Genomic DNA, 18,364 nt, shown 5'->3' with positions numbered 1-18,364 from the left:
CGACCGGCAGGTGCTGCCCGGTCGCGTCCCGGAGGAAGAAGGAACCCCGATGGTCGGGGTCGTCGCGCCGGCCCGGGCGCCCGACCCGGATCAGGTCGGTGCCGGGACGGGCGAGTGTGCCGAACTCAGTTCGAGAACGCGGCGATGCCGGTGATGGCGCGGCCGAGGATCAGCGCGTGGATGTCGTGCGTGCCCTCGTAGGTGTTCACCACTTCGAGGTTCACGAGGTGACGCGCGATGCAGAACTCGTCCGAGATGCCGTTGCCGCCGAGCATGTCGCGCGCGACGCGGGCGATGTCGAGCGACTTGCCGCAGGAGTTGCGCTTCATGATCGAGGTCAGTTCGACCGGCGCGTTGCCCTCGTCCTTGAGGCGGCCCAGGCGCAGGCAGCCCTGCAGGCCCAGCGTGATCTCGGTCAGCATGTCGGCGAGCTTCTTCTGGATCAGCTGGTTCGCGGCGAGCGGGCGGCCGAACTGCTTGCGGTCCATCGTGTACTGGCGTGCGGTCTCGTAGCAGGCTTCCGCGGCACCGAGCGCGCCCCAGGCGATGCCGAAGCGCGCCGAGTTCAGGCAGGTGAACGGTCCCTTCAGGCCGCGCACGGTCGGGAAGGCGTTCTCTTCGGGGCAGAACACCTCGTCCATGACGATTTCGCCGGTGATCGAGGCGCGCAGGCCGACCTTGCCGTGGATCGCCGGGGCGGACAGGCCCTTCCAGCCCTTCTCCAGCACGAAGCCGCGGATGTCGCCGGCGTCGTCCTTCGCCCACACGACGAACACGTCGGCGATCGGGCTGTTGGTGATCCACATCTTGGCGCCCGACAGGCTGTAGCCACCGTCGACCTTCCTGGCGCGGGTGACCATGCTGCCGGGGTCGGAGCCGTGGTTGGGTTCGGTCAGGCCGAAGCAGCCGATCAGTTCGCCGGTCGCGAGCTTGGGCAAGTATTTCTGCTTGGTCGCCTCGGAGCCGAATTCGTTGATCGGCACCATCACGAGCGAGCTCTGCACGCTCATCATCGAGCGGTAGCCGGAATCGACGCGCTCGACTTCACGCGCGATCAGGCCGTAGGCCACGTAGTTCATGCCGGCGCCGCCGTATTCCTCGGGGATCGTCGGCCCGAGCAGGCCCAGTTCGCCCATCTCGCGGAAGATCGCCGGGTCGGTCTTCTCGTGGCGGAAGGCTTCCTGCACGCGCGGCAGCAGGCGCTCCTGGCTGTAGGCGCGGGCGCTGTCGCGCACCATGCGCTCGGTGTCGGTGAGCTGGCTGTCGAGATACAGGGGGTCGGCCCAGTCGAAAGTCACGCGGTTCGTTGCCATGTCGAATCTCCTCAATGCGGCGGATGGTGGGACGCCGGGGCCACCCGGCTTTCGTGCGTGACTGCACTATAGTTCCGCATCGAGCGCTGCGACAAACGAAAATTTCGTGATAGCTTGTGCGGAAAACGCACTTGTTGAAACGGTCACGGCGATGGCCGTGGCGATGTGGGAGCGGCTTCAGCCGCGAACGGGCGCTTCACTCCGCAACACAGCGGCTTCGCGGCTGAAGCCGCTCCCACAAGGATATCAGCCTCCTCGCACGGCCGTAGCCGCTCCAACGGAGGCACCCGTGCGTTCTTTCCTGTCATGCGCATTGCGCACTTTACGGAGGCCTCGATGCGCCGCAAGATTCCCAGCACCGCCGCACTGCTCGCCTTCGAGCGCGCCGCGCGGCACGAGAGCTTCACGCGTGCGGCCGAGGAACTCGCGCTCACGCAGAGCGCGATCTGCCGCCAGATCGCTTCGCTCGAGGACTTCCTCGGGCTGCGTCTGTTCCGCCGTACCAAGCGCGGCGTCACGCTGACCGAGGCGGGCCTGTCCTACAGCCGCCAGATCAGCGCGCGCCTCGACGCGATGGAGCGCGACACGCTGTCCGTGATGGCCCACCACGGACGCGGCGTGACGATCGAACTTGCGGTGATGCCGACCTTCGCGACGCGCTGGCTGCTGCCCCGGCTCGGCGAGTTCCTCGCGCAGCATCCCGGCGTCACCGTCAATATGAACAACCGCACGCGCCCCTTCCTGTTCGCCGACACCGAGTTCGATGCCGCGCTGTACTTCGGCGACGCCGGCTGGCCCGGCACGGAGGCGCATTTCCTGATGCGCGAGAACCCCACCCCGGTGTGCAGTCCGCGCATGCTGCAGGGACGCGCCGCGCTCACGCCGGAGGAGATCGCGACGCTGCCGCTGCTGCAGCAGTCGACGCGGCCCTACGGGTGGCGCGAGTGGTTCGGCTCCCTGGGGATGCAGGTCACGCACGACATGACCGGCACGCGCTACGAGCTTTTCTCCATGCTCGCGCAGGCGGCGATGCAGGACATGGGGATCGCGCTGATTCCCCCCTTCCTGATCCGCGAGGAGCTCGACAGCGGGCGCCTCGTGATCCCGTGCGAGCACGTGTATCTGAGTACCAAGGCGTACTACCTGATCATCCCTGAGCGCAAGGCGGAGACGGCGTCGCTGGCGGCCTTCCGCGACTGGCTGGTGGAGGCGGCGGCCGGATACCGGGTCGCCGCGGGGCTGGCGTGAGCGCGGGCGTGCTCAGGCCGCGTCCGTGTCGCAGCACGCGTCGTTGCGGCCCGACTGCTTGGCGAGGTACATCAGGTCGTCGGCACGCTTGAGCAGGGTGTCGGCGTCGTCCTCGGGGCGCAGCGTGACGACGCCGATGCTCGCCGTGACGACTCCGGCGGGCGGGGTCGGGTGCTCGCGCAGTGCCTGCAGCACGCGTTCGGCGAGCACCTTCGCTTCCGCGGTCGAGGTGCGCGGGCACAGCACCATGAATTCCTCGCCGCCCCAGCGCGCCAGCGTGTCGGTGCGGCGGATGGTGTCGCGCACCACCGCGGCGCCGTGTGCCAGCACCTGGTCGCCGACGCCGTGGCCCCAGGTATCGTTGATGTTCTTGAAGCGGTCGAGGTCGTACATCAGCAGCGACAGCATATCGCCGTGGCGTCGTGCGCGGTCGATCTCCAGTTCCAGCATGCGCTGCAGGTAGCCGCGGTTGTAGCAACCGGTCAGTACGTCCGTCGTCGCCAGGCGCAGTAATTCCTGTTCGTTGCGCTTGCGCTCGGTGACGTCGCGATTGACACCTATCATGCGCACCGGCTGGTGGCCGTTGCCGGGCACCCGTACCGCCTGGGCGTCGATGTGGCGGATCTCGGTGCCGTGGCGCAGGATGCGGAAGGTGGTGACGAAGTCGTTGCCGGTATTCAGGGTCTCGTCGAGCAGTTTGGTGAGGTGCGGCACGTCGTCGGGCAGGATCCGCGCCGTGACGTCGTCGATGTGGCCGTGGAATTCGTCCGGGCTCAGGCCGAAGAGTTCGTACATCGCCTCGTCCCACACGACCTTGCCGCTCTGCGGTTCGTATTCCCAGATGCCGATATGGGCCGCGCGCGTCGCCAGCATCAGGCGTTGCGTGAGGTGGCGCACTTCGAGCTCGGCCTCGCGCCGCGCGGTGATATCCACCATCAGGCCGCGCAGCAGCGTCGGTCTGCCATCCACGGCGACCACAGTGACGATGTCCTCCAGCCACACGACGCGGCCGTCGGCTGCAATGAAGCGGTATTCGAAGCGGTGCGGCTCCAGTCGACCGGTGCATGAGGCGCAGTACTGCGGTGCCCAGCTGCGGTCATCCGGATGCAGGTGATCGACCCAGAATCCGGGCTTCTGCCAGTCTTCGACGGGATAGCCGAGCAGGCTCTCGGCCTTGCGGCTGACGAAGGCGAAGACGAAGGTCTGCGCGTCGGCCTCCCACACGATGCCGTCGGTCGTATTCACGAGGTCGAGGAAGCGTTGGTGGTGCTGCCGCGCTTCCTGCTCGCTGGCGCGGTGGGCGGCGGTTTCCTCCTCGAGCTTGGCGGTGCGCTCGCGCACGCGGTCTTCCAGTGTCGCGGTGAGGAGTTTGAGGTTGTTCCACTGCAGGCGATACTGGCGCAGGTAGATCGTCAGCATCAGCGCGACGATCGCCCACACGCCGGCATGCGTGATCACGAGCTGGCGCCGCGATGCGTCGAGGCGCGCGACGAAATCCGTCGCCGGGATCGACACGCTGATGCCGCCGCGCACGTCGCCGACGCTGTACTTCTGCTTCTCGTGGCACTTCAGGCATTCCTTGCGCACGAACAGCGGTGCCATGTAGCGGATCACCGGTTCGCCCCCGGTGTGGTGGATCTCGCTGCGTTCCTTCTCGCCGGCCTTCTCGAAGGCTTGCAATGCCAACGTCTCCCACGGATCGGCGAGGTTGCCGGGGTTGATCGGGCGCAGGCTCGTGATGTGGATGCGGATGCCGCTTTCCTTCTCGATGACGCCAGCCATCTGGCGCGTCATGTAGGCGGGATTGACGGTGGTGAGGGGGATGCCCGAGGTCGTGACGGGATCGCGCTCGGGCAGATCCAGGTACTTGTTCGGCGGCGTCGCTTCACTCTGGCGCATGAACACGCCGCCCGCCTGCGAATTCCACAGCCGCATCGCCTCGATCATGTGGAAGATGTCGCGTCCCTGCTGGCGTGCGGTCGCAAACGCGGTGTTCTGGCTTTGATGCAGCATCAGCCCCAGCGACAGCAGGATAAGGACGGTCCATGCCCCGAGCGGAAGCACCCAGTAGAGGCGGTCAGGGAGGCGGAGCATGGCGATAGGAACCGCGCGAGGATCGGGTTACCGCCTCATTCTAGTCCGCCTGCGATCGGATTGTCATGAACGGGGTGTGTTGCCGGTGTCGTAACGCTACCCGATTCGGGCGCTCGCGGGGGCGAGCCGCTGCGTCAGCGCGCGGCCGTGAGCCAGGGCACGTATTCCCTGTCGGTGCCGCAGATGTGATGGATCAGCCATTCGCCGTACAGGAAGGGCATCATCTCCTGCAGTGCCGCGGCATCGCCGCTTTCGAAGACGCGCTCGAACTCCTGCACCTGGCGCAGGATCGCGTTGTGCTCGGCCTGGTGCGCGGCGATCTTGTCGTCGGGGTATCCGGCGCGCGCGATGCGCTCTTCCTCGTACGCAAAATGCGTCGTCACGTAATGCGCGAGGTGGTCGAAGACGCTGCGCGCGCCGTCCGACGGACCCTCGCCGTGCAGCTGGGTGGCGAGTTCGTCGATGATCGCGATCAGTTCCGCGTGCTGGCGGTCGATTTCGGCGTCATCGACGGAGTATTCCGGCGTCCATTCGAAGCGGTTCATCGGGCTCGTCCTCAGTGGCGGTTCCACAGGCCGCGCAGCACCACGACCGCGCCGCGGTGGCTGGAAAACGGCACCATGCCTTCGATGCGGCAGGGCTCGTGCGCGGTGTCGCGCTGCGCCGGGGTCAGCATGGGCATGCCGTCGGCGCGGACGAAGGAAAATACCAGCGGACAGGCGGTGTTCACCGTGCGCTTCTTCACGACCGCGATCTCGCCGTTCGCGAGGCGCACCGTCGCACCCGGCGGGAACACGCCGATCTCCTTGATCATCATGCCGATCAGGCGGCTGTCAGTGGCCGAGCCCTGCTCCAGCATCAGCTTGCGCATCGCCTCGGTCGACACCATCGCCTTGCGGTAGGGGCGGTCGCGCACCATCGCGCTGTAGATGTCGGCGATCGCCAGCACCCGCGTCGGCAGGCTGATCGCGTCGCCCGAGCTGCCGTCGGGGTAGCCGGTGCCGTTGAGCCGTTCATGGTGGTGGCGCACCGGGTCGAGCCAGGTGTTCTCGCGCACGCCGAGGCTCGTGAGAATGGATTCGCTCTCGATCGGGTGGCGGTGGATGCGCTCGCGCTGCAACGGGGTCAGCGGCGCGAGCTGCTGGTCGAGCGTGTCCTGGATGTCGAGCAGGCCGATGTCGTGCGTGAGGCCCGCCTTGATCAGCGGCAGGCGCGACTCGTCCGGCACGCCCAGCTTCTTGCCGATCAGCTCGCACAACATCGCTGCCTGCAGGTGATGGATGACCGCGTAGGAGCTGTCGTAGTCGAGATGCAGGTTGGCGAGCGCGGAGTCGGTGTCGTGCGTGCACGCCTCCTGGATCGTCAGCGCGATGCCCTCGATGCGCGGCACGAATTCGTCACCCAGGTGGCCGTGCTTGTACAGGTCGAAGGTGCGCTTGAGGCGCAGCTTGAGCAGGTCGAACATCTCGAAGGAGCTGTGCTCCTCGCTCACCGAGGCCACCGGCAGGGTCGGATACGCGGCCTTGGGGTGGTGCGTGTCGTTGCTGATGAAGCAGCCGTTGGCGATCAGCACCTCGCGCTGCTTCACGGTATTGATCACGAAACCGGCCTGCAGCAACAGCATCCCGGAACCGTCGTACACCGCGTAGGGCAGGGGTTCGCCGAGACGGATGTCATTGGGCGAGACGCGTTCGAAACCTTGCCGAGGTGTCATTTTCGTCGTGTAACAGCGTGTGGTCCGTCGGATCCTGCGTGCGGTGCCGACAGGCTAGCAGGCAATCCGGCGGAAGGAAAACAAAAAACCGCAAATCGCGCAGTGGCGCGCCGCGGCGCGATGACGCCTAGCACCTTGGTGATAGCGCCACAGATACCGGCGCCGGGAATTCGTACGCGTGTTGTGGCGCAGCATGACAGGCGGGCGTCGGCGCGTTCATCATCGAGACTTGCCGAGTCCGCCATGCAGCGCTCCGGCACGAACCCCGCAGGCGGGCCGCCTGCCTTCCCACGGACCCTCGATCATGCAAATTGGCATCCCGAAGGAAATCAAGACGCACGAATACCGGGTCGGCGCAACGCCGCACAGCGTGCGCGAACTCGTCGCCCACCGTCATCGCGTACTGGTGCAGAGCGGCGCGGGTGCGGCGATCGGCCTGCCCGACGAGCTGTACCGTGCCGAAGGCGCGGAAATCGTCGATAGCGCCAACGAGGTCTTTGCCCGCGCCGAACTCGTCGTCAAGGTCAAGGAGCCGCAGCCGCAGGAATGCGCGTTGCTGCGGCCGGGCCAGGTACTGTTCACCTACCTGCATCTCGCCGCCGACCCGCAGCAGACGAGCCGCTTGCTCGCGTCCGGGGCCACCGCGATCGCCTACGAGACGGTCACCAGCCCCGCGGGCGGCCTGCCGCTGCTCGCGCCGATGAGCGAGGTCGCCGGACGCATGGCGATCCAGGCCGGGGCGAGCTGTCTCGAGAAGCCGCACGGCGGCTCGGGCGTCCTGCTCGGCGGCGTTCCCGGCGTCGCGCCGGCGCGCGTCGTGATCCTGGGCGGGGGCGTGGTCGGCTACAACGCCGCGCGCATGGCCGTCGGGCTGGGGGCCGAGGTCACCGTCGCCGACCCCTCGCTGGAGCGCCTGCGCCGTCTCGACGAGCTCTTCGCCGGGCGCATCCGCACCCGCCATGCGACCGGCGGCGCGATCGAGTCGCTGGTGCTGAAGGCCGACCTGACGATAGGTGCCGCGCTGCTGCCCGGTGCACGCACGCCCCGGCTCGTGCCGCGCGACTGGCTCGCGCGCATGCAACCGGGTTCGGTGTTGGTCGACGTCTCGATCGACCAGGGCGGCTGCTTCGAGAGCAGCCACCCGACCACCCACGCCGATCCAACCTACGTCGTGGACGGCATCGTGCACTACTGCGTCGCCAACATGCCCGGCGCGGTCGCACGCACCTCCACCTTCGCCCTCAACAGCGCCACCCTGCCCTTCGTGCTCGCGCTCGCCGACAAGGGCTGGCAACGCGCGACGGCGGACGATCCGCACCTCGCGGCCGGCGTGAATATCGATGCGGGCCGCATCGTCTGCGCCGCCGTCGCGGAGGCTTTTGCGGCGACGTGAAGGGGTGCGGAGCTCCGGGAACAGCCGACCGGCGGGCACCGCCGCGTTCCCAGGCAATGCCCCCAGGGACGGCTGATTTCAGTGTGTGCCGGCAGCAGCGGGCAGACGTGAAAAAGGCCAGATCCCTCGTAGAGCACGGGATTGCTGGCCTGGATCGGACTGCTCCGGACTTCTGATTGGTGCCTTGGGCGAGACTCGAACTCGCACGTCTTGCGACACTACCCCCTCAAGATAGCGTGTCTACCAATTTCACCACCAAGGCTTCGTCGCGTTCCTGCGGCCGCACGGGGCGGATCGCAGTGACTGCTGAAGGGCGCGGATTATAGCCCGGGATGCCGGGTGCTCGTCAATCGTTACCGCATAGGCTATCGACAGGGCCGGCGTGAGGGATTACCGCGTTCGGTGGACGGACGATCGCTAAAATGTCCTTCGTATATACGAGTGACATGATATGGGCGAGTTTCCTGCGTATCTGGCTGGTCTTTGCGTCCTTGCGTGCGGCGTCGGTGCATCCGGCCGGGCAGCCGCAGACGGTGCCGAAACGGTTTGGGTGTGCTGGTACGACCGGTCGACATCGGTGCTGTGCCGGTTGCTGACCGCGCCCCCGTCGATGCTCGAAACGGTCGCAGATTCCCCGGAGCCGCCGATCGCGCCGGTGACGCCGCGTACCGGGCGGCCGGTGCCAGCCGTCGTGTACACGATCAGTCAGAATCCCGCACAGCTCGCCAGCCGCACCCTGCGCATCCCGCTCCACAATCACGCACAGGACATGGATGCGGTCGAGCAGCTCGCGGATGCGGTAATGTGCGGCGCGCGGCGCGACTGCCGCGTGCTGTTCGAACGCGGGTAGGGACCAAGACCGAAGCCGCGCGTATCGAATCCATCGCAACTCGCGTCCTGCGGCTAGTCCTCGGCGCGAAAAAGCGCGTAGGCACACATCAGCCCGAAGCCGAGGGCCAGCAGCCACTTCAGCGAGGAGGCCCCGGCCGACACCGCGTACAGGAGAGGCACCCCGAAGCGCGGCACCTCGGTGAGCCACCAATGCAAGGCATTCTCCAGCGCGTCGAAGAATGCCGCGAGCGGCAGAAGCCACTTCAGAACACCGCGGAACGAAGGCGCATGGGCGGCGAAGACGCGTGCCCGCGTCGCGCTGAGGTAGCCGAATGCTCCGTATGCAAGCAGCAACGCATAGTCGACGGGCAAGTGACTGCGGTAGCGCTCGAGATCGGCAGGCGACCAGAAATGGATGATCTGCCCGAAGGCTCGGGGTGTGAAGGCAAACTGAAGCGCGAGCGCGCCGGGATCGAGGGGCGCGAGATACCAGGCAAGACCGGCACACAGCGCCAGCGCGGTCAGTCCCGAGATCCATACTGCACGCATCGCGTTACCCTTGTGTCGCGACTATCGACACGGCAAGTCAATGCGACAGACTACCCCGTTTCGCGCCGAGTCGGGCCCTGTCGCCGCACCGCCATTGCCGGTACGGCGACAGGCGGTGCGTCAGAGGATGACCGAGATTTCCTCGCGGCGCACCAGATCCTGTCCCAGCTGAAGACCATCGATGTCGAGCGCGTCGTGGGCGGCGAGCAAGCCGAGCGGCGTTCCGCGACCGTCCACGACGGGCATGTGGCGGAATCCGCCTTCATACATCAGATGCAGGGCGTGCCCGAAAGGTTTGTCCTTGTGGATCGTCTGCACTTTCGTGGTCATGATGCTCTCGACCGCCGTGGTGGCCGGATCGAGTCCGCAGGCGACGACGCGGAACACGATGTCGCGCTCCGTCAGGATGCCGAGCAGCTTTCCCTTATCCACGATCAGAACTGCCGAGGATTTCATCTCGCGCATGATGATCGATGAGTTGCGGATCGTGCTGCCGGACGTGACCGTGGGAAAGGGGCGTTGGCCGATGACTTCGCGAATGGGCCGGTGTGGCATGGCATGTCTCCTCTTGAAAGAAGGGAGAAGACCGGGAGGGTCTTCGTGCTAGCCGTCCTGGAAAACGAACCAGGATCTTGTGGAGCCGGTGTGGGCGGATTGAAGTCGTGCACAGTCGACGACCGTCCCGCGCCGCTCGATGGAAGTCACGCAAAATCCGGGCCGTCGCGACCTGAAGCAAAAAATTCAGGAAAAACAAACTGCTGCATGTCGCCGTCGTCCGCGTGAGAACGATGAGCGCACCGGTTTGGGGACGATGCGAAGGTGTCGTGAGCCATACGGGTGCGCGCCGCCCGGGACGCGGCGCCTCAGGCCGGCGGCAGGATCTCCCGCACCCGCTCGGGCGGCCGGCACAGCCGCGTGCCCAGCGGCGTCACGACGATAGGGCGGTTGATCAGGATCGGATGCGCGAGCATCGCGTCGATCAGTTCGTCGTCGCTGCGCTCGGGCGAAGCAAGGCCGAGCTCGGCGAAGACGGCTTCCTTGTCGCGCATGATCTCGCGCACGGCGAGGCCGCTGGCCGAGATCAGTCCGACCAGTTCGTCACGGCCCGGCGGCGTCTTCAGGTAGTCGACGACGCGCGGTTCTATGCCGTGTTCGCGCAGGATCTGCAGGGCGCCGCGCGAATTGCCGCAGCGCGGGTTGTGGTAGATGGTCACGTCGGTCATGGAAGGCAGGCTCATGAAAATGGGGCTGAAAGGGGGAATTGTACGGGTCACGGAAGGCGGCAAGGGCCGCGACCGCCGCCGACTTCCTTCAGAAGATCCCCAGCGCCAGACCTGCCGCGATTCCGGCGCCGAGTTCCTTGCAGCGGTCGAGCTCGTCGGCGCCGATGTGTTTCGGCCGGAGAATCTCGTCGGGCGTTTGCGCATGCGTGCACACGATCAGCGGCGGCGCGACCGGCTTCAGCCGCCACCCGGTTGCGATGCGCTCGATCTGCCGCGCCGCGTTGCTGCCGTCGCTGCCCGCACACACGAGCGTCGCGTAAGGCCGGCCATTGATGCGATCCAGCACGGGATAGTAGGTGCGATCGAAGAAATCCTTCATCTGGCCCGAAATCGCAGCCAGGTTCTCGGGCGTCGCGAAGATGTAGCCGTCGGCGGCCAGGACGTCGTCGGCGCCCGCCTCGTGCGCATGCAGCAGGCGCACCGCGACCGAGCCGTCCGCGGTGGCCGCATCGGCGGCGGCGCGCGCCATCTGCAGCGTGCCGCCGGTCATGGTGTGATAGACGATCAGCAGGGTCTTCATGCGGGGAGCCTGTTAGACAGCGCCGGTCGGTTGCCCGGCCTGGCGGGAACAGCTTAACAGCCGCTGGTCTTCTACGCCGCGTCGTCCGCGAGGGCGGTCCGGGCCGATGCGGCGCTGTCCGCCCGGAGCTGACGATCACCGCCATGCGCTGTGACGGGCGCGACGCCGTGATCCGATCGCGATGTCGCTTCCAGGTATGGAAAATAGGCGCGGTCCTGGCTGACGATGTGTCGGGCGACCATGTCGTGGGCGAGGAAGGTGAAGAGCGCGCCGAAGTCCGCGCCGCCGCGGCGGAAGTCCGCGATCAGCGTGTCCGCCCGTACGGTGAGCGCATCGTGCATCCGGATGTGCGCGGCGAGGTCGGGGTAGCCGATGCGCTGCAGGAGCCGTTCCTCGTCGCGGAAATGGCCCAGCATCTTCCCGTATAGCGCCTCGATGGCCGCGCGAATCTCCGCAATGGGGCGCTCCGCAACGATCAGGGCCCACAGCGCGTTGATTTCGTCGAACAGCTTGCGATGTTCGGTGTCCAGTTCGGCGTTGCCGCTCTCGAAGGACGCATGCCACACGAGCTTGATCAGTCCGTCCTGCTCTGCCGTGTGGCTGACCACGGCATGATCGGCCTCGACGCGGTTTCGTCCGCCCTGCTTTGCGCGGTACAGCGCGGCATCGGCGCGCGCGATCCAGTCGTTGCGGGATTCGTTGTCGCCCAGCTCGGCCACGCCGAAACTCGCCGTGATGCTGTCGACTCCGTCCATGTGATACGCCGCGATACAGGCCCGTGCGCGCTCGGCCAGCACCCTCGCGCTTGCGAGATCCGTGTCGGGCAGCAGCACGAGAAACTCCTCGCCCCCCCAGCGGGTCAGCGAATCGGGCATGCGCAGGGTACTGCGGATACAGCCCGCGACTGCCTGCAGGACTTCGTCGCCCTTGACGTGGCCGTAGCGATCGTTGATGCCCTTGAACAGATCGATGTCGAGCAGGATCAGCGCGAGGGGGTGACGATAGCGGCGGGCGCGCTCGAGTTCCAGTGTCACGACCTGGTAGAACTGGCGCCGATTCCATGCACCGGTCAGTGCATCGGTCCCGGCGAGCTGGTCGAGCTGTTTCAGGGTCTGCAGAAGCGCCTGCTCCTTGTCGTGCAGCCTCGTCGCCAGGCTGTTGAATCCGAGCAGCAGGTCACCGACTTCGTCCTGGCGAGTTATGGCGAGAGGGGCGAGCTCCCGTTTGCCGTCGGCCATCTCGCGAATCGCGCGCGCCGCATCCGTCAGCGGCCGCAGCAGGCGCGGCAGCACCAGCATCAGGATGAGGCTCAGCACGATCATCGTGCCGAACGAATTGCGCCACAGCAGGCGGCGCAGTTCCGCGACCGGCTGCGACACTTCGGCCGTCGGCGTGTGGGCGACGACGAGCCATCCGGTGTCGGGCACGGCCGCGATGGCTGCGAGTTCGTTCGCGCCCTGCGCATCGACCATGATGCCGGCGCCCCGATATCCGGTCATCGCGCGATCGAGCAGCAGGTTGATGCCCGGCGCCGGCGTGGGCTGGAGCACCATCGCCGGGTCGTTCGAGGCGACGAACAGCTTGTCGGCGGGCGAGATCACCCGGAATCCGCCACTCGCGCCCAGCCGCGTCTGCTGCAGTTCGCGCAGAAAGCCCCCCTCGTCGAGCCGCAGTTCGCCTGCCAGCACGCCCAGCACGCGCCCGCCGCCGTCGCGCACCGCTGCCGCCATGACGATGACCGGCGCGCCGTCGGCACCGTCGCGGTGCGGCCTGCTGATCACCGGACCCTCCGAACCGAGTGCCGCACGGAACCAGTCGGCCTCGGAAACGGCGGGCAAGGGCGACGCATCGCCGCCGCCGGCCCTGGGACTGTCCGCCACCCGCTCGCCATCGGGCCGCAGCACCCGCAGCCCGCGGTCGAAGAGCGGGCTCAGGCGTTCGCGCTCGCCCAGCCACGTCGCGAGCTGCGCGTGCTGCGGCAACAGCGCAGGCGGCAGCGCAGGCGGCAGCGTGCCCGCCAATTCACCGATCAGCGTGCGGCGCAGGTGGAGGCTGTAAGCGAGGTCCCGAGCAACATAGGTCGCGATCGACACCTGCGCGTCCGCTACGACGTCGTGCACGCGGTCCCGCACCGCCGGCAGGATGACGAGCTGACGTACCAGGACCCCGACGACGACGAGCACGATGCCGAGTCCGATGATGCGGAATTTCACGGTGCGGAAGAACGACATGGGCAGGGGCGGGGCCTCGCGGGCAGAGCACGCAGTGTACCTACGTCCTGCGCGCGATCAAATCGGGAACGACATGGAAGCACGCCGTTAACTTAGTGGCATCGACGCCGTGCTGGAAGCGTGGCGCGAGCGCGAGCCGCGGGTCGATGGCAACGAGTACCTGTTTCTCGACGAGGCGCAGTTGGGGGAGTCGGAGGTGGGGAGGGAAGCAAGTAAGTCAGGGAGCTCATCCAGCGCGTCACGACTGCGCAAATTGTGGTCTGTCCCCGTTTTTCCCGCGACTGCGCAAATTGTGGTCTGTCCCCGTTTTTCCCGTCACGCGGGAGGCAGCCCCGCGGCTCGCACGGATCTATATTGAAATGCAGTGGGTAACGGCGACGCAGGCAACGCTGCTCTGAAAACGTGTCTCCGAATGCTTGCGATTGGCTTTCGAAGCGGGAAGTCGTGTCATGGTGCAAGAGATCAACCGCTGGGGCTCCTCGGATGTCTTTCCGATGTTCGCCACGCTGGTGTGGAAGGTCCAGCTGAAACCGGAGCTGTACGAACCGATGGGCGCGAAGCTGCTGGCGGTGCTGGACGAGCTACGGCGCGACGCGGCGCCGCTCGCACCAGGCCAGGGCTGGCAGTCCGTGCAGACGCTGCACCGCCGCGCAGAATTCGCGGAGCTTGTCGCGTGCATCGACAGCGTAGCGAAGAGCGTGCTGCGATTCCTGCGTACCGGCTACGACGCCTTCGAGATCACCGGCTGCTGGGCCAACATCCTCGCCCCGGGCGCCGCGCACCCGATGCACATGCACCCGAACAACTTCCTGAGTGGCGTTTATTACCTGCGCACATCGCCCGGCGCCGACACCATCAACTTCCACGACCCGCGACCCCAGACCGCCCTCATCCGGCCGCCGGTCGTCGAACTTACCGCCGAGAATACCGATCACGTCGTCGTGAGCGTCACGAACGGCACCCTGCTGATGTTCCCGTCCTACCTGCAGCACTCCGTCGACGCAAACGGCAGCGAACACGAGCGGGTGAGCCTCAGCTTCAACCTCATGTTCTCCGCCTTCGCAGAGAACGTGAGCAAGCCCCAGTGGTAACGTGACTGGCTCGTCTGACAGCCCACTACCACGTTTTTTTTTGGGCGAGTCGGACTTGAGGGCGGCTGCTCGGCCAAAGTCGACGCTCATGGTTGCTAGCAACACGGGCCGCTTCCACACGGAAACCGGACATGCGAGAAGGCAGTATTCAAGGCAAGCCCAGCGGGCGGTCGAGTTTGCTGCCTCGAGGGTGGTAGCTCGCCCCTAACGCCTCAGTACCCAAGGCTGATGGTTGTTTTGGGTCTAGGCCGCGGGCACCCACATCATGCAGATCAGCTATGCTTATGGCCATGCCGAAACCCTGAGTCAAGCGACGCCATGAAAGCCATCCTCCTCCATCTTAGCGACAGCCATATCCATAACGCCAACTCGCCGGTATTAAGCCGGCATCGCCAGATCGCGGCGACATTGCGACCGATCCTCGCAGATGTTGGCGCGATTTTCATCGTTTATACCGGTGACATCACCCAATCCGGTGAGGCGGAGGAATTCCGACTGGCGCGCACCTTCGTGGATGAATTGAGGGCCGATCTCCGTAAAGACTTCCTCGGTCAGATCGAGATTCTGGTAACCCCGGGCAACCACGATGGCACGTTCAAACAGTCGAAGTCGACCCGCACCCACCTCGTGAAATCCTTGCGATCCGAGACCGGTCCAAGTATTGACGATGACGTCATCGATGTCTGCACTGAACCCCTCGCCCACTACTATCAGTTCGAAGGGGGCCTTGGCACCACGGGCATGTGCTGCGGCGACAAGCTCTGGAAGGACTACCGCTACACCTTCGGCGAGAAAACCCTGCGGTTTTCCGCTATCAATCCGAGTTGGGTGGCCACCGTTCCAGAGGGCGAGGCGGTCTTCCCCGTCGAGCGCTACAAAGCCATCCAGGAGGATACGGCCAACATCAACATCCTCATGATGCACCACCCGCTTAACTGGTACGCTCAGACCGCCTACCACCCATTGCGGGAGATGGCCAAGGCCAACTATCAGATGGTGATGTCAGGGCATGAGCACAACCTAACTACTAGCTTGGTGAGCGATCTTGAAAAGCGTTCGTCGCTCTTCTTCGAGGCCGCGGCGCTTGATGAGAATGGCTCTTCGGGTTATGCGGTAATCCTGATCGATATCGACAAGGAAACCGTGGCACCGGAGTCGTTTGCCTGGGATGGAGAATGCTACCGGCCGCCGAAAGCCTTCGCGAACTGGGGGAACACCCAGCCCATTCCAAAGCGGCGGCCTAAGAACGGCTTTCATCTCACAGATCGGGCCAAGAGTTGGCTCGAGGCGCTTGATGCGTCTTTCTTGCATCCGGAGCGCGAAGTCATTCAGCTTTCCGATGTTTTCGTCTCCCCGGATCTGACCGAGTTCGAGAGCGAAAAGGACGAGCAGGATGTCGTCAATGCGTCGGTTTTCCTCCAGTTGAAGGAAGAGCACCGCCGGGTCCTCATCTATGGGGATGAACAGTTTGGCAAGACGTGTCTTCTGAAACACCTCTATGCCCAATTCCTGTGCCAGGGACTAAAACCCCTCCTGTTCGACGCCAAGGACGCCATCGATGGTGCCGAACACTTCCGCCGGCACGTTGACCGTCTGGTTGCGGACCAGTACGGCGATGAATCGGTCCACAAGTACGCCCAAGTGCCCTTCGAGGAAAAGGTGGCCCTGGTCGACAACCTGGATGAAGTGGGCTCCCGGGGAGATGTCCTTGCCCGAGTCCTGAGAAACATTGAGGGACAGTTCGGTCGGGTCATCACCACTGCCGGCGAGCGCTACGAGGTTTCCGTCATCTCTTCGACCGAAGCGGCCAAAGCCACCACCGAGTACAAGGACTTTAGGATGCTCGGCTTCGGTTACAAGCTGCGGCATGATCTCATCCGCCGCTGGTACGAGATCGGCAGCCCGCGGGGGGAGGTGGAACTCCAGGAGAAGGTCCACTCCGCCGAGCGGGCGATCAACAGCGTCCTCAGCAAGGGGCTTGTGCCGATGACTGCCTTTAATACGCTGGTCCTACTACAGACCATCGAAGTGAACGAGCGCGGATCCCTGGCCAACGCAGGAACGGCACAATACTACGAATACATGTTCCGCCACTCCCTAACCCTTGCACGGGTCAAGGCGGACGAGATCGATGAGATTCAAAGCTATCTCGTCTATCTGGCCTGGGAGTATTTCCAGAGCAAAGAGAAGGTCCTCAGCGCAGCCGACCTAATGAGATTCAACCAGTGGTTTTCCGATGAAATGCACCCCACCGACCCTATCGAGCGGCTGCGTTTACTCGAAAGGACCAAGATCCTCGTTGCCCGGAATGGCGGCTATGCCTTCGCCTATTCCTACTTGGAATACTTCTTCGTCGCTAAGTACCTAGCAATCCATAGCGAAAAGGTGGAGATCAGGGATCTCATCAAACACCTTTGCGCCCATCTGTATCTGCGGGAGAACGCCAACGTCGTCCTCTTCCTGACACATCATATCCAAAGTGACTGGGTAATCCAGGAAATCGCCGATCTACTGACTTCAATTCTGGGCGATATCCCGATACTGAGGCTGGAAGATGACGCCGAGCTCCTAAACACCTGGGTCAGCAACAAGGCGAAAATCGTGGTCGATGCGACCAATGTGGTCGAAAACAACCGCGAGGCCCGGAAAACCGAGGACAAGGCGGCCGAGTTGCCTGAACCGATGCTCGATAAGGAAGTTTCCTCGATCCAGGAACTGGATCAGGTAACCCAACTCAATCTTCTCTTCAAGACCAGCGAGATCCTCGGTCAGGTCATCAAGGGCCGATACGGCTCGATCCCAAAGGATGTTAAGACCGATCTGGTCAAGCGGCTTTTCGATGCGCCGCTGCGCGGGGTCAATTACTTCATCTCTGTCATCAATTCGGCGCCGGATGCTGTCCTCATGGAAATTACCGACCGGCTCAAAAAGAACTGGCCGTCCGTGCCCGCTGAAAGGGCGGACAAAATTGCCAAGCGATTCATCTTCAATGTCCTGGGGGCCGTGGCTGATTCGTTCGTGAGCCGCCAAGGCGAGATTATCGGTTCTCCCAAGCTCTCGGCCATCATCGACCAAGTGGCCAGGGCCGAAGGCAGCCTTGCCTACCAGATCGTCAAGGCTTCATCCAAGTTGAGCTATCCCGGCAACCCGCCGAGCGAGGAAATAAAAGCTTTGGCCGAATCCATGGACCGCAATTACTTCGGCTACAAGCTGCTGCAGGGGCAGGTCGCTCGCCACCTCTACATGTTTCACATGCCACATGCGGAGAAAGTCCGCTTGGCCGCGGCGGCGGGAATCGATTTGGAGACCCAGCGCGGCATCGAGCTGAAATCCCATGCCACAAAAAAGCTTCCTGGACAGCAGTCGAAGCCCGTGCATGCGCAAAGTCTGCTGAAGCGGCTGCAGGGATCTTTTCTCATGCGCAACAAGGCGGTTGTGGAAGCCATGGAGGAGCGGTACGCGAAAAAAGGAAGAGACAAAAAAGTATCGTGATATACGAGAAACGCCTTACAGATTGGTGCTAATTGGCAGCTTTGCTGCAATACTCAGGGCGAGCATTGCTGCTTGGTTTGAATTGCGGGGCATATGCCGACTCTTGCGGACCGGCGGTCTTTGGGCAGTCCTACTGGACGACCGCTTGGCTCTGGCGCCTGCCGGTGAGCCATGGGTCGAGTGATTAGCTGCGTTGGGTCGGGTCCGGCTATAGCCAGACAAAGGAAGCGGTCGTTCACCGCCGCAAGCAGGTGAGCGGCAGGTAACCGCCGCATTGCCGCCCGACGTCGGCGTCAGGCCCAAGGTCGGCACTGGTTTAGCGTTGTTCGACGCCTGCCAATCGGGAAAGCCGTCGATGATCGGTCGAGGCTGATGGCAGGCGTTGGACAACGCTCCAGGGAGGAAACCGCGGATTTCGGTCGGGAGCGCTCAGCGTAGGCGATGCGCTATGGAGATTGAATTCGAGCGCGGGAGACCGACGCCGGCGCCAGCGGTGGGATGAGGGCGACGCACTTGGGAATCGCCCCCGATTCTGTGGCATCGGCGCTTCGAATGGAGTTCGTCAGGCCTGCTCCGGGCCAGCATTTTGGGATCAAGACGCAGCG

14 protein-coding genes and 1 tRNA gene are annotated in these 18,364 nt (G+C 64.6%); 5 read left to right on the top strand and 10 right to left on the bottom strand.

Annotated elements, in window-relative coordinates:
• Positions 1-125: 125 nt before the first annotated feature.
• The gene (locus F464_RS0107755) at positions 126-1,313 is read right to left on the bottom strand and encodes an acyl-CoA dehydrogenase (RefSeq protein WP_018989224.1); all 1,188 of its coding nucleotides are present in this window, start codon (positions 1,311-1,313) and stop codon (positions 126-128) included.
• Between the two features lie 336 nt (positions 1,314-1,649).
• Between F464_RS0107755 and F464_RS0107750 the strand changes: the two genes are divergently transcribed.
• On the top strand, positions 1,650-2,561 hold the full coding sequence (locus F464_RS0107750) for a LysR family transcriptional regulator (protein ID WP_026295836.1): 912 nt from the start codon (positions 1,650-1,652) through the stop codon (positions 2,559-2,561).
• Between the two features lie 12 nt (positions 2,562-2,573).
• Here the strand turns inward: F464_RS0107750 and F464_RS0107745 are convergent, their stop codons facing one another.
• The 3 genes from F464_RS0107745 to F464_RS0107735 form a co-directional block, all read right to left on the bottom strand.
• The gene (locus F464_RS0107745) at positions 2,574-4,655 is read right to left on the bottom strand and encodes a diguanylate cyclase (RefSeq protein ID WP_018989222.1); all 2,082 of its coding nucleotides are present in this window, start codon (positions 4,653-4,655) and stop codon (positions 2,574-2,576) included.
• A gap of 134 nt (positions 4,656-4,789) precedes the next feature.
• A complete protein-coding gene (locus F464_RS0107740; protein ID WP_018989221.1) occupies positions 4,790-5,200 on the bottom strand; it encodes a bacteriohemerythrin in 411 nt (136 codons plus the stop codon).
• Between the two features lie 11 nt (positions 5,201-5,211).
• On the bottom strand, positions 5,212-6,369 hold the full coding sequence (locus tag F464_RS0107735) for an HD-GYP domain-containing protein (protein WP_018989220.1): 1,158 nt from the start codon (positions 6,367-6,369) through the stop codon (positions 5,212-5,214).
• Positions 6,370-6,673: 304 nt separating this feature from the next.
• Between F464_RS0107735 and ald the strand changes: the two genes are divergently transcribed.
• Complete coding sequence (gene ald / locus F464_RS0107730; RefSeq protein ID WP_018989219.1) at positions 6,674-7,762, top strand: alanine dehydrogenase; 1,089 nt, start codon at positions 6,674-6,676, stop codon at positions 7,760-7,762.
• A 177-nt stretch (positions 7,763-7,939) separates the two neighbouring features.
• On the opposite strand, the gene F464_RS0107725 is transcribed toward ald, so the two are convergent.
• A tRNA-Leu gene (locus F464_RS0107725) sits at positions 7,940-8,024 on the bottom strand.
• Between the two features lie 189 nt (positions 8,025-8,213).
• On the opposite strand from F464_RS0107725, the gene F464_RS0107720 reads away from it, so the two are divergent.
• Positions 8,214-8,612 carry a hypothetical protein gene (locus F464_RS0107720; protein WP_157353599.1) on the top strand — a complete coding sequence of 133 codons (399 nt, stop codon included), beginning with the start codon at positions 8,214-8,216 and terminating at the stop codon, positions 8,610-8,612.
• Between the two features lie 53 nt (positions 8,613-8,665).
• Here F464_RS0107720 and F464_RS0107715 read toward each other — a convergent pair whose 3' ends face one another.
• The 5 genes from F464_RS0107715 to F464_RS27995 form a co-directional block, all read right to left on the bottom strand.
• Complete coding sequence (locus F464_RS0107715) at positions 8,666-9,142, bottom strand: hypothetical protein (protein ID WP_018989217.1); 477 nt, start codon at positions 9,140-9,142, stop codon at positions 8,666-8,668.
• Between the two features lie 120 nt (positions 9,143-9,262).
• Positions 9,263-9,697, bottom strand: a complete 435-nt coding sequence (locus F464_RS0107710) for a CBS domain-containing protein (RefSeq protein WP_018989216.1) — start codon at positions 9,695-9,697, stop codon at positions 9,263-9,265.
• Positions 9,698-10,005: 308 nt separating this feature from the next.
• Positions 10,006-10,365 carry an arsenate reductase (glutaredoxin) gene (arsC, locus tag F464_RS0107705; protein ID WP_018989215.1) on the bottom strand — a complete coding sequence of 120 codons (360 nt, stop codon included), beginning with the start codon at positions 10,363-10,365 and terminating at the stop codon, positions 10,006-10,008.
• Between the two features lie 88 nt (positions 10,366-10,453).
• Complete coding sequence (locus F464_RS0107700; RefSeq protein ID WP_018989214.1) at positions 10,454-10,945, bottom strand: flavodoxin family protein; 492 nt, start codon at positions 10,943-10,945, stop codon at positions 10,454-10,456.
• Between the two features lie 71 nt (positions 10,946-11,016).
• Positions 11,017-13,176 (bottom strand): diguanylate cyclase, encoded by a 2,160-nt coding sequence (locus F464_RS27995; RefSeq protein WP_018989213.1) that lies wholly within the window; start codon positions 13,174-13,176, stop codon positions 11,017-11,019.
• 449 nt (positions 13,177-13,625) lie between these two features.
• Between F464_RS27995 and F464_RS0107690 the strand changes: the two genes are divergently transcribed.
• Entirely contained in the window at positions 13,626-14,267 is a 642-nt protein-coding gene (locus tag F464_RS0107690) for a 2OG-Fe(II) oxygenase family protein (protein WP_018989212.1), read from the top strand.
• Between the two features lie 318 nt (positions 14,268-14,585).
• Entirely contained in the window at positions 14,586-17,759 is a 3,174-nt protein-coding gene (locus F464_RS0107685) for a metallophosphoesterase (RefSeq protein ID WP_018989211.1), read from the top strand.
• The last annotated feature ends 605 nt before the right edge of the window (positions 17,760-18,364 follow it).

It is taken from the genome of Aromatoleum toluclasticum ATCC 700605 (genome assembly GCF_000378245.1).
GTDB lineage: Bacteria > Pseudomonadota > Gammaproteobacteria > Burkholderiales > Rhodocyclaceae > Aromatoleum > Aromatoleum toluclasticum.
This window is presented reverse-complemented; position numbering and strand designations above follow the sequence as displayed.